General features: G+C 32.1%; 14 protein-coding genes and 1 riboswitch. Of the genes, 5 read left to right on the top strand and 9 right to left on the bottom strand.

Going from position 1 to position 13083, the window contains the following annotated elements:
* Window positions 1-25 precede the first annotated feature (25 nt).
* Window positions 26-118: riboswitch (TPP riboswitch) on the bottom strand.
* A 72-nt stretch (window positions 119-190) separates the two neighbouring features.
* The 7 genes from WNY60_RS11460 to WNY60_RS11430 all read right to left on the bottom strand — a co-directional run bounded on the left by WNY60_RS11460 (window position 191) and on the right by WNY60_RS11430 (window position 5018).
* The gene (locus tag WNY60_RS11460) at window positions 191-760 is read right to left on the bottom strand and encodes a hypothetical protein (RefSeq protein WP_342862447.1); all 570 of its coding nucleotides are present in this window, start codon (window positions 758-760) and stop codon (window positions 191-193) included.
* A gap of 151 nt (window positions 761-911) precedes the next feature.
* Complete coding sequence (locus WNY60_RS11455) at window positions 912-1748, bottom strand: hypothetical protein (protein WP_342862446.1); 837 nt, start codon at window positions 1746-1748, stop codon at window positions 912-914.
* Window positions 1749-1792: 44 nt separating this feature from the next.
* Complete coding sequence (locus WNY60_RS11450; protein WP_339808433.1) at window positions 1793-2605, bottom strand: TPM domain-containing protein; 813 nt, start codon at window positions 2603-2605, stop codon at window positions 1793-1795.
* A gap of 53 nt (window positions 2606-2658) precedes the next feature.
* On the bottom strand, window positions 2659-3102 hold the full coding sequence (locus WNY60_RS11445) for a TPM domain-containing protein (protein WP_145002969.1): 444 nt from the start codon (window positions 3100-3102) through the stop codon (window positions 2659-2661).
* A gap of 4 nt (window positions 3103-3106) precedes the next feature.
* On the bottom strand, window positions 3107-3706 hold the full coding sequence (locus WNY60_RS11440) for a LemA family protein (protein ID WP_145002966.1): 600 nt from the start codon (window positions 3704-3706) through the stop codon (window positions 3107-3109).
* A gap of 11 nt (window positions 3707-3717) precedes the next feature.
* Complete coding sequence (locus WNY60_RS11435; RefSeq protein ID WP_292950066.1) at window positions 3718-4047, bottom strand: MerR family transcriptional regulator; 330 nt, start codon at window positions 4045-4047, stop codon at window positions 3718-3720.
* Window positions 4047-5018, bottom strand: coding sequence for a M23 family metallopeptidase (locus tag WNY60_RS11430; RefSeq protein WP_145002961.1), 972 nt, complete (start codon window positions 5016-5018; stop codon window positions 4047-4049). Before WNY60_RS11430 ends, WNY60_RS11435 begins: the two co-directional genes overlap by 1 nt.
* A gap of 132 nt (window positions 5019-5150) precedes the next feature.
* Between WNY60_RS11430 and alaS the strand changes: the two genes are divergently transcribed.
* The 3 genes from alaS (at window position 5151) to WNY60_RS11415 (ending at window position 9673) form a co-directional block, all read left to right on the top strand.
* On the top strand, window positions 5151-7766 hold the full coding sequence (gene alaS, locus WNY60_RS11425) for an alanine--tRNA ligase (protein WP_342862444.1): 2616 nt from the start codon (window positions 5151-5153) through the stop codon (window positions 7764-7766).
* A 30-nt stretch (window positions 7767-7796) separates the two neighbouring features.
* The gene (locus WNY60_RS11420; protein ID WP_342862443.1) at window positions 7797-8741 is read left to right on the top strand and encodes a GSCFA domain-containing protein; all 945 of its coding nucleotides are present in this window, start codon (window positions 7797-7799) and stop codon (window positions 8739-8741) included.
* A 320-nt stretch (window positions 8742-9061) separates the two neighbouring features.
* Window positions 9062-9673 (top strand): DUF4230 domain-containing protein, encoded by a 612-nt coding sequence (locus WNY60_RS11415; protein ID WP_145002952.1) that lies wholly within the window; start codon window positions 9062-9064, stop codon window positions 9671-9673.
* Here WNY60_RS11415 and WNY60_RS11410 read toward each other — a convergent pair.
* Window positions 9668-9973 carry a rhodanese-like domain-containing protein gene (locus WNY60_RS11410; protein WP_145002949.1) on the bottom strand — a complete coding sequence of 102 codons (306 nt, stop codon included), beginning with the start codon at window positions 9971-9973 and terminating at the stop codon, window positions 9668-9670. The genes WNY60_RS11415 and WNY60_RS11410 overlap by 6 nt on opposite strands.
* A 100-nt stretch (window positions 9974-10073) precedes the next feature.
* Between WNY60_RS11410 and WNY60_RS11405 the strand changes: the two genes are divergently transcribed.
* Complete coding sequence (locus WNY60_RS11405; protein ID WP_342862442.1) at window positions 10074-10826, top strand: enoyl-CoA hydratase/isomerase family protein; 753 nt, start codon at window positions 10074-10076, stop codon at window positions 10824-10826.
* Between the two features lie 2 nt (window positions 10827-10828).
* Here the strand turns inward: WNY60_RS11405 and WNY60_RS11400 are convergent, their stop codons facing one another.
* Window positions 10829-12589, bottom strand: a complete 1761-nt coding sequence (locus tag WNY60_RS11400; protein WP_342862441.1) for an aromatic amino acid hydroxylase — start codon at window positions 12587-12589, stop codon at window positions 10829-10831.
* A 106-nt stretch (window positions 12590-12695) separates the two neighbouring features.
* Here WNY60_RS11400 and WNY60_RS11395 point away from each other — a divergent pair, with 106 nt between their 5' ends.
* Window positions 12696-12983, top strand: coding sequence for a twin-arginine translocase TatA/TatE family subunit (locus WNY60_RS11395; RefSeq protein ID WP_145002937.1), 288 nt, complete (start codon window positions 12696-12698; stop codon window positions 12981-12983).
* Window positions 12984-13083: the final 100 nt, after the last annotated feature.

Here is a 13083-nt window from a genome sequence, read left to right as displayed (position 1 = left end):
TGGCTTGTATAATTATATATCCAATTATGTACAAGGCTCGTTTCCCTCCGCTGTTGTTAAACATATCAGGTTCATAGGGTATAATCTCAGCCATATTTGGGCACCCCTAACGATTTTGTAAAGTTACTTTTTTTGTTTGAATTTGTCTATATAGTTTATTTGTTAAATGGTTAAATTGTTGAATATGATTTTATTCAACGTATACTTTTTGAGTGTATTCCATAATGTTTTTCAAAATGATTTTATTAACGCTTTCTTTATTAATAACTCCATTTTCATTATTTCTTCCCCAAAATTCATAAAGACTTTCTACTTCATCTGACAATAAAAAATAGTCATATTGTTCTTTCTTAAATCTTTGAAGTTCCTCAAAATTGAATGTTCTTTTCTGTATCAAATTTCCGTTTTCAATCTCCAAATATTCAAATATTCCGTTTTCAGGTTCTTTGTCAAATTCTCCTCTAAATTCATCAATTCTTATAAGTCCAGAATACCATTCAAACTTGTTATTTGGAAATAATTTATCTCGAAATGATTGCATATTAAAATTTATGTCAGTCAACCAATCTAGTTCTTTAATTAAAAGCTTATTATTTTTGACCTCAAATATCGCAACGTATCCTCTCCACAAAGCACTACAACTTATTTCAAATTTAGGACGTTTTTCTGGATGTTGTCGAAAGTACAGTTCTATTAGTTCAGTATTAAGATAATATTCTTGATTTTCATAAATTAGTTTATCTCTGATTTGACGTGTCATTTTTTAATTGCGTAAAACGTGTATGTATATGGTTTGTTGCGTGATTTAGGTACTAATTTAGCAATTATAAACCGAATAGAAAATCTGTGAGGGTTTTTGGAAGTATTGGAGAACCAGGCAAATTAATTATGTATGGTCTTGCGCCACGTGTTTAATAAGTTATTTTTCTTTCTTCTATGAGAGATGGTTGGTTGTGCGTATTAATTAATCTATAAATAATATTACCTTTTTTATCATATTTATATTCTATTGTTGTAATAGATTTTATAGTATCTGAATTTTTGAAAAATAGTTTTTCTCCATAAATATAATTATTTCTGTCATCAAATTTTCTGTTAGTGTAAGAAGTGAAAAGTTTTTTTCCTTTCTTATACCAATTTTGTTCATATTCATTCCCGTTTTTGTCATACTTATGCTCAATGATATTTTTAATACTATTGTCTTCTAGATTGTAACTTGTAGATTTAATTATTCGACCTTTTTTATCGTGAATTATAAGTGTTTTATCTTTGAGTTTATTGTTTTTGTCATAACCAAAATCAACATAATCAATTTTATTTGATGCGTATTCAAAAATTCTTTTTCCAGATAATTTATTGTTATGATAAAATTCAAATATGCTTTTTTTGAAATTCTTATGTAACTTATAAATAGAAAGGATATTTTCAGTAGAATCTGTATAACAAACGCTTTTGATAGTAAGTTCTTTTTTATTAAATAGTCGTTCACATTTTTTTCCGATTGTGTCTCCTTTAGAATTGATACTATAATCTTTGAATATTCTATTTTTTTTATCAAAGAATGAAATTTCTGAATATTTCATTTTTCCTTTTTTTATAGTGTCATCAATTTCAATTACATCATAAAATGTGATTTGTATTTTTTTTGGATTGCCTATATATTTTTCTTCAAATCTACTTTTGTAATCAAAAGTTTTACAACTTGTTACGGTTATTAAGATTAATAATATTAAATGGATTTTTCTCATTTTTGGAACAACACAGATATATAAAACCATTATATAATTTAATATTACCAACCTCCAGAAGCGCCTCCACCTCCAAAGCCACCTCCACCGAAGCCTCCACCAAATCCACCTCCTCCAGAAGAGCCTCCAAAACCACCTCCAAATCCTCCAGAACCGCTTCTGTAACCTCCACGTCCAGAGTTGCTTAAAATGATAGCTTCTAAAATACTTCGTGTCGTGTTGCTACCACCTCCAAAGTTATCTGTACCATTGCCACCTTTTTGGTTTTTAGATACAGAGATTAGTATGATGACAAACACAATAAACAAAAAGAATATAAGTCCTACAGGGAAGTCTCCTGCGTTGGTGTTCTGTCTAGAGCCTTGATATGCTCCAGTTAAAACTTCAAAAATAGCATCAGCACCACGATTTAAGCCTCCATAATAATTATTTTGCTTAAAGTATGGTATTATGTCTCTTTCTATAATACGACGCGACATAGCGTCTGTTAATAAATGCTCTACACCATAACCAGTACTAATATTTATTTTACGGTCGTCTCTGGCTAATAAAATAAATACACCATTATCTTCTTTTTCTTGACCAATTCCCCAAGCATGTGCCCATTGTGTACCTAAATAATTAATATATTCTCCATCTGTGGATGCTATTATAGCAACCACAATTTGTGTTGAGGTTGTGTCAGAGTATTTTATTAATTTGTTTTCTAAAGTGCTTTTCTCACTTGCGGATAACAAATTTGCATAATCATAGACGCTAGTTTGTCCACCATTTGATAGGCTTGGTTTTTCTGGTATTTTAAATTGTGCAAAACTTGTGCTAAACGATAGTAACAGTAATAATACAATGATTGGCATTGTATACTGTTTTATAGATTGCTTAAAAACTGCTAACCGTTGGTTTTTTAATTTCATCCTTTAGAGATCGTATTAGTCAACTGGTTAGTGTCATTGTCTTGGACTGGAAAATGGGTTTTTAGTTGTTGGCCTGCATGTAAAATACCATCTACTAACCCTTGTTTAAACTGACCATTTTTAAATTGATTTTGGATAATTAACTTAGTGTTGTCCCAAAAATCTTTAGTCACAACATCGTTAATACCTTTATCTCCATAAATACCAAATTTATGGTCGTTTACAGCAACGTAAATTAAAACACCATTTCTGTCTTTTGTATTATGCATTTTTAAAACAGAAAACACTTGTAATGCGCGACCTTCAAGGTTGTCATTACAAGTGTTTTCAATATGCACACGGATTTCTCCAGACGTATGGTCTTCTGCTATACGTATAGCCTCAACAATTTCTTGTTCTTCGGTAGTGGATAGAAAAGATTCTACGTCTTCAGGTATCATGTTTTTAGTCAAATTTAAATTCTACATCAGGTACGTTTTCAGATCCTGGATCAGCTTTGTATCTAGCCATTTCTTTAAATCCAAACCATCCTGTTAATAAGCTGTTAGGGAATTTAGAAGTATAAATATCATATTTATTTACTTCTTCATTATATCTATCTCTAGCAACATTTATTCGGTTTTCAGTACCTTCTTGCTGAGAGATAAATTCTTTAAACTGTTCTGTAGTTTTTAACTCTGGGTATCTTTCAAAAGAGGCAATAAGTCTACTAAAAGATCCACTTAATTCACTTTGTGCTTTTTGAAAAGCTTCCATTTTTTCTGGAGTTAAATTACTAGCATCAATATTAACAGATGTTGCTTTTGCACGTGCTGCAATAACTTCGTTCAACGTTTTTCTTTCAAAGTCAGCAGATCCTTGAACCGTTTTAATTACACTGCTATATAAATCATTACGTCTTTGGTAGGTGCTCTCTACATTAGACCACGCAGTTTTTGCATTAGCTTCTAAAGTTACTGCTGTATTGTTTATTCCTACTGCCCATTTGTATAAGCTAAAAGCAATTATTGCAATAATAATTACTGGTACAAGCCATTTTTTCATAATTGTTGGTTTTAAAGTTGTTCTTTTAGTTTGATTAGTTGATCTCTTACACCTTCCAATTTAGCTATAATTTCAAAATTATCAAGTGTTTTTTTTCTTTCTTCTTTTAAATGAATTTTTGCACCATCCAGAGTAAACCCACGTTCTTTTACTAAATGAAAAATTAGTTGAAGGTTTTTAATGTCTTCAGGTGTAAATTTTCGATTGCCTTTTGCTGTTTTTTTTGGCTTAAGCTCGTCAAATTCTTTTTCCCAAAAACGGATTAATGATGTGTTAACATCAAATGCTTTAGCGACTTCACCTATGGTGTAATACCGTTTTTCTGGAAGGTCTATAATCATTAATCTAAAGATTGGTTTTCAAGTGAAGCACGTTCTAATAACTTATTAAACTCTTCAGGTGTTAAACTACCATAGTAAAAGTTAATTGGGTTAATACGTTCTCCATCTTTAAATATTTCGTAATGTAAGTGTGGTGCTTCAGAGCGTCCTGTACTACCTACAAAGCCAATTAAGTCACCACGTTTAACACGTTGGTTTTTTTGGACATTATATTTAAATAAGTGCGCGTATAACGATACATAACCATAACCATGATCTATTCTAATATGGTTTCCATATCCAGCAGAATTACTGTCTGCACGCTCTACAATACCATCACCAGATGCATAAACAGGTGTACCTCTAGGAGAGGTAAAGTCCATTCCCCAATGCATTTTTCTTAATTTAGTAAAAGGGTCAGATCGCATACCATAACCAGAAGCCATGCGTGTTAAGTCTTCGTTGCTAACAGGTTGTATAGCAGGAATTGCAAGTAGTAGTTTTTCTTTTTCTTCAGCTAAAACAGCAATTTCATCTAAAGATTTGGATTGTACTACAATACGTTTTAATAGTTTATCTATGCGTTTTGAACTGCTAATAATTAATTCTGAATTATCATAACCATCTAGTTTTTTGTATCTATTTACACCACCAAACCCAGCTTTACGTTGCTCTTCAGGTATTGGGTTAGCTTCAAAATATAAACGGTAAATGGCGTTGTCACGATCTTCTATATTGGCTAAGACTGTTTCTGCCTCTTCCATTTTTTTATTAAGTAAATCAAACTGTAATTCTAAGTTTGATAATTCTCGTTTTAACGCTTTCTCTTTGGGCGATTCAAAGTAGTGACCACCAATAAAAACAAACAAAAAACCAAATAAGGCAGCAGCAACTAAGAATAAAGATATAAACTTAAATGTGCGTCTTTTTTTGCGCTCTATTTTTTTATAAGAGAGCGTTTCAGAATCATAATAATATTTTACCTTACTCATTATCTAATTTATACTATTTTTGCAATTAATAAACCTGAATTTTTCAGTTAATTAAATAGTAACGAATAACAAATATATAAATTGTTTTAATAAGCGTTAAGCTTATGCTAACAAGATTATCAACATAGTATTATGAACTCTCAAGACATACGCGCAACTTTCCTTAAATTTTTTGAAGATAAAAAACATAGTATCGTACCTTCTGCACCAATGGTGTTAAAGGATGATCCAACATTAATGTTTGTTAATTCTGGTATGGCTCCTTTTAAAGAATACTTTTTAGGTAATGGTCAACCAAAAAATAATAGACTTACAGATAGCCAGAAATGTTTACGTGTCTCTGGAAAGCATAACGATTTAGAAGAAGTTGGTTATGACACCTACCACCACACATTATTTGAAATGTTGGGTAACTGGTCTTTTGGCGATTATTTTAAAAAGGAAGCAATTGCTTGGGCTTGGGAGCTTTTAACCGAAGTGTATAAAATTGATAAGGATATATTATACGTTACCGTTTTTGAAGGAAGTGATGATGAGGATAACCTTAAAATGGATACCGAAGCTTTTGATATTTGGAAACAGTACATTAGTGAAGACCGTATTTTAAAAGGAAATAAAAAGGATAACTTCTGGGAAATGGGAGAGCAAGGACCTTGTGGACCTTGTAGCGAAATCCATGTTGATATTAGATCTGCAGAAGAAAAAGCTAAAATAGATGGTAAGACTTTAATAAATGAAGACCATCCACAAGTTGTGGAAATATGGAATTTAGTTTTCATGCAATACAACCGTAAAGCAAACGGAACCTTAGAAGGTTTGCCTAACAAACATATTGATACAGGAATGGGATTTGAGCGTTTATGCATGGTGTTGCAAAACGTACAATCTAATTACGATACAGACGTATTTACGCCAATAATTAGAGAGATTGAAACCATTACTGGGAAAGATTATAATAAAGAAGAAAAAGTAGATATTGCTATTCGTGTTATCTCTGATCATGTTCGTGCTGTAGCTTTTTCTATAGCAGATGGACAATTGCCAAGTAATACAGGAGCTGGTTATGTAATCCGTCGTATTTTACGTCGTGCAGTACGTTATGGTTTTACTTTTTTAGATAAAAAAGAACCATTTATTTACCGTTTGGTTAATGTTTTAACCGAAAAAATGGGATCAGCTTTTCCAGAATTAAAAGCCCAAAAGCAATTAATAGAAAATGTAATTAAGGAAGAAGAAGCCTCTTTTTTAAGAACATTAGATCAAGGTTTAGCAATTTTAGATCGTATTGTAGACAATGCAACAGATAAGCAAGTGTCAGGATCTAAGGTTTTTGAACTTAAAGATACCTATGGTTTTCCAGAAGATTTAACGGATTTAATTTTACGAGAAAAAGGATTCTCTTATAATAAAGGTGAATTTAATAAGCGCTTAAAAGAACAACAAGGTAGAGGTCGTGAAGCATCAGAGTTAAAATCTGATGATTGGACAGTGCTTATCCAAGATGAAGACCAAGAGTTTATAGGTTATGATCAATTAGAAGCTAAAGTTAAAATTACAAAATACCGTAAAGTCGTTTCTAAAAAAGATGGCGAAATGCACCAACTAGTCTTTAATCTAACACCATTTTATGCTGAAGGTGGAGGACAAGTTGGAGATAAAGGATATATACAAGCTGGGAATGGTGACGTATTTTATATTGTAGATACTAAAAAGGAAAACAACGTTATTATTCACTTAACTAAAGAGTTGCCTCGTGATGTAAATCAAGTGTTTGTAGCAAAAGTTGACGAGAAACAACGTTACAGAACAGAATGTAACCATACAGCAACACATTTATTGCATCAAGCTTTAAGAGAAGTTTTAGGAGAGCATGTAGAGCAAAAAGGTAGTGCAGTACACTCTAAATATTTACGTTTTGATTTCTCTCACTTTTCTAAGTTAACTGTTGAAGAATTACGTGATGTAGAAAACTTTGTAAACTCTAGAATAGAAAGTAAGTTACCATTACAAGAAGGTCGTAACGTACCAATGGAAAAAGCGATTGAAGAAGGTGCTATGGCTTTGTTTGGCGAAAAGTATGGAGATGCTGTGCGTACAGTACGTTTTGGTCAGTCTATAGAATTATGTGGAGGAACACACGTGGATAACACCGCAGATATCTGGCATTTTAAAATAGTGTCTGAAGGCGCAGTTGCTTCAGGTATACGTCGTATTGAAGCAATTACAAATGATGCGGTTAAGTCTTATTATCAGGACAATAATAGATCATTTTTTGAAATGAAAGATATGCTTAACAACGCACAAGAGCCTGTTAAAGCATTACAGAATCTTCAAGAGGAAAATTCAAGTCTAAAAAAGCAAATAGAACAATTACTTAAAGATAAAGCTAAGAATATAAAAGGCGAACTTAAAAATGAAATAACAGAAATAAACGGAGTAAACTTCTTGGCTAAACAATTAGATTTAGATCCTTCTGGTATTAAAGATTTATGTTTTGAGCTAGGTAGCCAATTTGACAACTTATACTTGTTATTTGGAGCAGAAAATGATGGTAAAGCTATACTGTCATGTTATGTGTCTAAAAGTTTAGTGGACGCTAAAGGGCTTAATGCAGGAACCATTGTTAGAGAATTAGGTAAACACATCCATGGTGGAGGAGGTGGACAGCCATTTTTTGCTACAGCAGGAGGTAAGCATCTAGATGGTATAGCTAATGCTTTACAGGCAGCTAAGGATTATATCTCTTAAATGTGATATATAAAAACTAGTTGTTTACTTGTGAATCTTCAAACCAAAATACCATTAAAAAAACAAGAGTATAATCTGATAGATTATAACTCTAAAGTGTTTTTATTAGGCTCATGCTTTGCGGAAAATATTGGCGAAAAATTTGAATATTTCAAGTTTCCGCACTATGTTAATCCGTTTGGTATTTTGTTTCATCCAATAGCGATTCATAATTTAGTATCTAATGCATTACATGGTAAAAAATATACAGAGGATGACGTGTTTATTAATAACGAGCAGTTTCATAGTTTTGATGCACATTCAAAATTAAGTCAGCATACCAAAAGCTTATTATTACATCAACTTAATGCAGCTTCGCAAAAGACTAGTCATTATTTAAAACAAAGCACACATGTTGTCATCACTTTAGGTACAGCTTGGGTATACCGTTACTTAAAGACTAATAAAATTGTAGCCAACTGTCATAAAATTCCGCAGCAGCAATTTCAAAAACAAATATTAAGTGTAGATGCTATTGTAGCAGCATTACAGTCAATTATACAACAAGTAAAAAAGGTAAATCCTAGGGTTAATTTTATATTTACAGTATCACCTGTTAGACATATCAAGGATGGTTTTATAGAAAACACACAAAGTAAATCGCATTTACTTGCTGCGCTTCATAAAGTGTTGGATGACCAATCTCATTATTTTCCTTCTTACGAAATTATGATGGATGAGTTACGTGATTACCGTTTTTATAACCAAGATTTGCTACATCCAAGTCCATTAGCGGTCGATTATATTTGGGATAGATTTAAAACGGTTTGGATGGCAGATTCTGCTATTGCTATTATGTCTGAAGTAGATACTATTCAAAAAGGATTACAGCACAAACCATTCAATCCAAACTCAACTGCACATCTTAAATTTGTACAACAATTGGTAGAAAAACAAATTACGCTAACAAATCAGTTTCCTAATATTAAGTTTTAGTAATTTGTAAGTAGTTGATTTGTAGCTTTTTTAATACAAATATTGCTTACAACTAATTATTTATCCTTTTTGTCGAATAAAAAATATTAAACGAAAAAGTAGGCTTATTTTTATAAAGCTATTAATCATTATATTTTCAAACACCAACTACAGAACTCCCAATCTAGTTTTTATGTTGGTGTTTTTTTTGTTACTAATGTTTTAAGTTTTTTTCGATTCTTAAAAGTCTCTTTTTAATTAGTAACGGAAGGTTTTACATGTTGCTAAATTTTTCAATAATTATTAAAATCTCAAATGCTTTTTTTATGTACTTTTATGGTATGCGAAAAATAGTAATAGGTATAGTAATTGCGTTTGTAATTTCTTTTGCAATAAAGAAATGTACAGAGGGAAGTGCAGATAAAACAGTTGTAAGAGAACACTCTGCGTTAATCCAAAAACAAATAAATAATGTTGGTAAATTAATTGTTACCGAAGGGTATTTTAGTGATGCCTACAGTTATAAAAATTCAAAAGCATTGTTTGCTAATTTAACTTCAGATAAACAGGCATTAGTTATTGTAAATGCTGAGGTTACTGTGGCTTATGATTTAAGTAAAATTGAATATGAAATAGATAGTATTAATAAGGTTTTAAAAATAAAATCTATTCCTAAAGAAGAATTAAAAATCTATCCAAATTTAGAATATTACGACGTAGAGAGTGGATACCTTAACGCTTTTAATCATGACGATTATAACAAAATAAAAGAAATTGTTACAACACGAATAACAAAAAAAATAGAGGCATCCAATTTACGTATTAATGCTAAAAACAGATTGGTAAGCGAGCTGTCTAAATTTTATATTTTAACCAATAGTTTGGGTTGGACGTTGCAGTACAACGACAGTAAAATAGATAATCCAGACAGGCTAGAAATTTTAAAACTATAGCTTATTATATAGGCTTTGCCATCCACCACCATTCATAACCTCTACACCATTGCTGCGTAAAATTGCTGCAGCACTACCAGAGCGCATACCACTTGCACAACAAGTAATTACTGGCTTGTTCCATTTTTTTATATCTGCAACTTTTGCTTGTATTTGTTGTAACGGAATATGTTTAGAACCTGGTATAGCTCCAGAGTCATATTCTGCTTTTGAGCGTACATCTAATATAATAGCACCTCGATCTGTAAATTCTTTTATTTTATTGGCTTTATTTCCAAAAAGAAAACTAAAAATTCCCATAGTATAATTGTTTATTACAAAGCTACTAATTTGAAACTTAAAAATCCTTAAATTTGTGTAACTTCAATTTGTGTAACTTCAACTTAAAAAAAAGCAGTATATGTCTCAAGCATACGTTAATCAATCCATTGAAAATAACATAGGTTACATCACTTTTTTTACACCAGAACATAATGCGATGCCTAGTCCAATTTTGAAACAATTGGAATTAGCTATTAAAGATGCAGGTAAAAATAATGACATTAAAGTCATTGTTTTAAAAAGTGGAGGCGAGCGTACATTTTGTGCAGGAGCAAGTTTTACAGAGTTAGTGGCTATTACTAATTTAGAAGAGGGTAAGCGCTTTTTTTCTGGTTTTGCAAATGTAATTAATGCGATGCGTAAATGTCCAAAGTTAATTATTGGTCGCGTACAAGGTAAAGCTGTTGGAGGAGGTGTTGGATTGGCAAGTGCAACCGACTATTGTTTGGCTACTAAGTTTGCTGCCATAAAACTTAGCGAAATTAGTATTGGAATTGGACCTTTTGTTATTGAGCCTGCTGTTACTAGAAAAATGGGGCAAACTGCGTTTTCTCAAATGACTATTGATGCCGAATCATTTTTTACTGCAGAATATGCAAAAGAAAAAGGCTTATATGCTAATGTGTTTGACACTGTTGAAGCGTTAGATAATGCTGTAGATACTTTAGCTGCTAAATTGGCAAGTTACAATCCAGAAGCTTTGTTAGAACTTAAAAGAGTACTATGGGAAGACACAAATGAGTGGTGTGTTTCTCTACTGGAGCGTGCCGAAATTAGTGGAAAACTTGTTTTAAGTGATTTTACTAAAGAGAAATTGAAGAGTTATAGTTAATTTTACACCACAATCTCCTGACTAGCAATCTTAATACCATCGTCAATTAAATGTCCTACTTCAGGTCTATTTTGTTTAATCGTTTCTAAATGATCTAAAATAGTATTACATAATTCATTTTCATTTCCTTTTTTAGCTAATTCAAACAACTCAACTGGTAATAACCAATCCATCGGAAAACGGTTAATTAATTGCTCTAACACTTTAGTTCTAGAAATAGTAAAGTTAGTCCCTTCTCTGTAATCACGTACCTGTTTGTAAAGCGCTATAAGTTCTAGTTTTTCAGGTGATTTTTCCTCATGTATAGTTGTGCTACTAATGGTGTGTGTAATTAAATCAAAACTATGTAAGTCGGCAGTACCAGAATATCCTGAAAGTACCTCCTTACCAACAGCCATATCATATTGTCCCCATTCTGGTTGGAATAAAACAGTATTGTTATGTGTTACCGTACAGTTTTTAAAGCTAATTAATATAATTTTACCTTGTAGGTTTCTAGTACCAGTAATAATTTCACCTTTAACAATAATACCACCTTCAAATTCCAAAGTAACTGTTTCGCCTTCATAAATATCGTAAGCGCGTAAATCTCTAGGCGACATGTCTTCAATAGCCAAATTGATACCTTTTAATTTGCCAATAGGCGATCCAAAACCATCAGGATGCTCTAAAGTGCTATGTCCAACTAGCTCTTTATCTCTGTTAGCTAAGGCAGTTTTTCCGGTAGTTTGTATGTAGCTTACTTTACCATTATGTTCTATCATATTAGTAAAAACACCAGATATTTGTAAACCAGTACTCAGCTCGATAGTTCCTAAAGCTTCGCTTTGTATCAGTTTTTTAATTGCACTTGGTCCACCAGTACGCAAAGCCATAGTATTTGCAAATTCTTCTAAAACTAAACTTAGATGTGCAAAATCCGGAGTGACATATAATTGTGGTTGCGGTTTTGTGATATCAAAATTCTGAAAGGTAGAGTCAATCGTGTAAGGTAACTTTTTTACCTTATCTGTCATACACCAAGCACTCTCACCAATAGACGATAATAAACCAGCACCATAAATTTTTGGATTATCTATTGTGCCAATTAAACCATACTCAACTGTCCACCAATGTAAATTTCTAATCAAAGCCATTTCACTTGGTTCACCCATGTTATTCTGTAAATCTTCAACTGCTTTTTCAGCTAAATCAATTTGATCTTGTGGTGTATTAGGAGCTTCTTTAATAATAGATAAGTGTCGCACAGCTTCATATAACTCGTAATCTTTGGCAGAGCTTATCGCTTTACAACCAATCTCACCAAAACGTCTTAAATACTCAGCATACTCAGGATTAGCAATAATTGGCGCATGACCAGCACCTTCGTGGATTATGTCTGGAGCAGGCGTATACTCAATATGTTCCAATTGTCTAATATCACTAGCAATAACAAGGACGTTATACGCCTGAAATTCCATAAAAGCATTAGGAGGTATAAAACCATCCACAGCAACAGCAGCCCAACCAATAGCTTTTAAAATACGGTTCATACCATACATATTAGGTATAGCATCCACACTAATACCAGTTTGTTGCAAGCCTTCTAGGTACGTATTATGTGCTACTTCACTTAAGTAATCCACATTTTTACGCATAGCATAACGCCAAACTGCTTGATCAATAGCAGAGTAATCCTCATAATCCTGAGGTTTAATAAATTGTCTTAAATGCTTAGGTAAACGATCTAAAATTGGATTAGATTCAATATTTTTAAACGCCATAGTATTGTGTTTCACTTGATGTAAAAATACAAAAATCGTACTAAAAGACTCTTAAAAAAAACAGTAGTTTATTCAAACAATCAAAACAACTTAGTATATTTGTACCATGATTAAATTAGCAACATTTTTATTTATAAGCGGAGGAGAAATATTTTTCATCCTACTTATCGTTGTTATGGTATTTGGTGCTAAAAATGTACCAGATATAGCCAAAGGTTTGGGTAAAGGTATGCGCCAACTTAAAGACGCAACTAATGATATTAAAACCGAAATCACAAAATCTGCAGAACGTAACGGTCTAGACACAAGCATCACCAATGATGTAAACGAAGAGCTTAAAAAAGTTAAAGACGATCTAGAAGAGTTTACAGGATCTGTACGTCGTAAACTATAATTCAAAATTTATTTTAATTATTTGGGCGTTACCACAAGGGTCGCGTCATCCATTATATCTTTTTTTGCCATATATGGCAGCAAAAAAAGGATGTCATTCC

It is taken from the genome of Olleya sp. AS48 (assembly GCF_038900355.1).
In the GTDB taxonomy this organism is placed as follows: Bacteria; Bacteroidota; Bacteroidia; order Flavobacteriales; family Flavobacteriaceae; genus Olleya.
This window is presented reverse-complemented; position numbering and strand designations above follow the sequence as displayed.

What these genes read in the sequence shown, in the direction of transcription:
- WNY60_RS11445 (WP_145002969.1), bottom strand. Translation starts at nt 3,102, where the DNA reads ATGATACCTGAAGACGTAGAATCTTTTCTATCCACTACCGAAGAACAA.
- WNY60_RS11415 (WP_145002952.1), top strand. Translation starts at nt 9,062, where the DNA reads ATGCGAAAAATAGTAATAGGTATAGTAATTGCGTTTGTAATTTCTTTT.
- WNY60_RS11455 (WP_342862446.1), bottom strand. Translation starts at nt 1,748, where the DNA reads ATGAGAAAAATCCATTTAATATTATTAATCTTAATAACCGTAACAAGT.
- WNY60_RS11460 (WP_342862447.1), bottom strand. Translation starts at nt 760, where the DNA reads ATGACACGTCAAATCAGAGATAAACTAATTTATGAAAATCAAGAATAT.
- WNY60_RS11430 (WP_145002961.1), bottom strand. Translation starts at nt 5,018, where the DNA reads ATGAGTAAGGTAAAATATTATTATGATTCTGAAACGCTCTCTTATAAA.
- WNY60_RS11410 (WP_145002949.1), bottom strand. Translation starts at nt 9,973, where the DNA reads ATGGGAATTTTTAGTTTTCTTTTTGGAAATAAAGCCAATAAAATAAAA.
- WNY60_RS11405 (WP_342862442.1), top strand. Translation starts at nt 10,074, where the DNA reads ATGTCTCAAGCATACGTTAATCAATCCATTGAAAATAACATAGGTTAC.
- WNY60_RS11395 (WP_145002937.1), top strand. Translation starts at nt 12,696, where the DNA reads ATGATTAAATTAGCAACATTTTTATTTATAAGCGGAGGAGAAATATTT.
- WNY60_RS11440 (WP_145002966.1), bottom strand. Translation starts at nt 3,706, where the DNA reads ATGAAAAAATGGCTTGTACCAGTAATTATTATTGCAATAATTGCTTTT.
- WNY60_RS11450 (WP_339808433.1), bottom strand. Translation starts at nt 2,605, where the DNA reads ATGCCAATCATTGTATTATTACTGTTACTATCGTTTAGCACAAGTTTT.
- WNY60_RS11435 (WP_292950066.1), bottom strand. Translation starts at nt 4,047, where the DNA reads ATGATTATAGACCTTCCAGAAAAACGGTATTACACCATAGGTGAAGTC.
- WNY60_RS11400 (WP_342862441.1), bottom strand. Translation starts at nt 12,589, where the DNA reads ATGGCGTTTAAAAATATTGAATCTAATCCAATTTTAGATCGTTTACCT.
- alaS (WP_342862444.1), top strand. Translation starts at nt 5,151, where the DNA reads ATGAACTCTCAAGACATACGCGCAACTTTCCTTAAATTTTTTGAAGAT.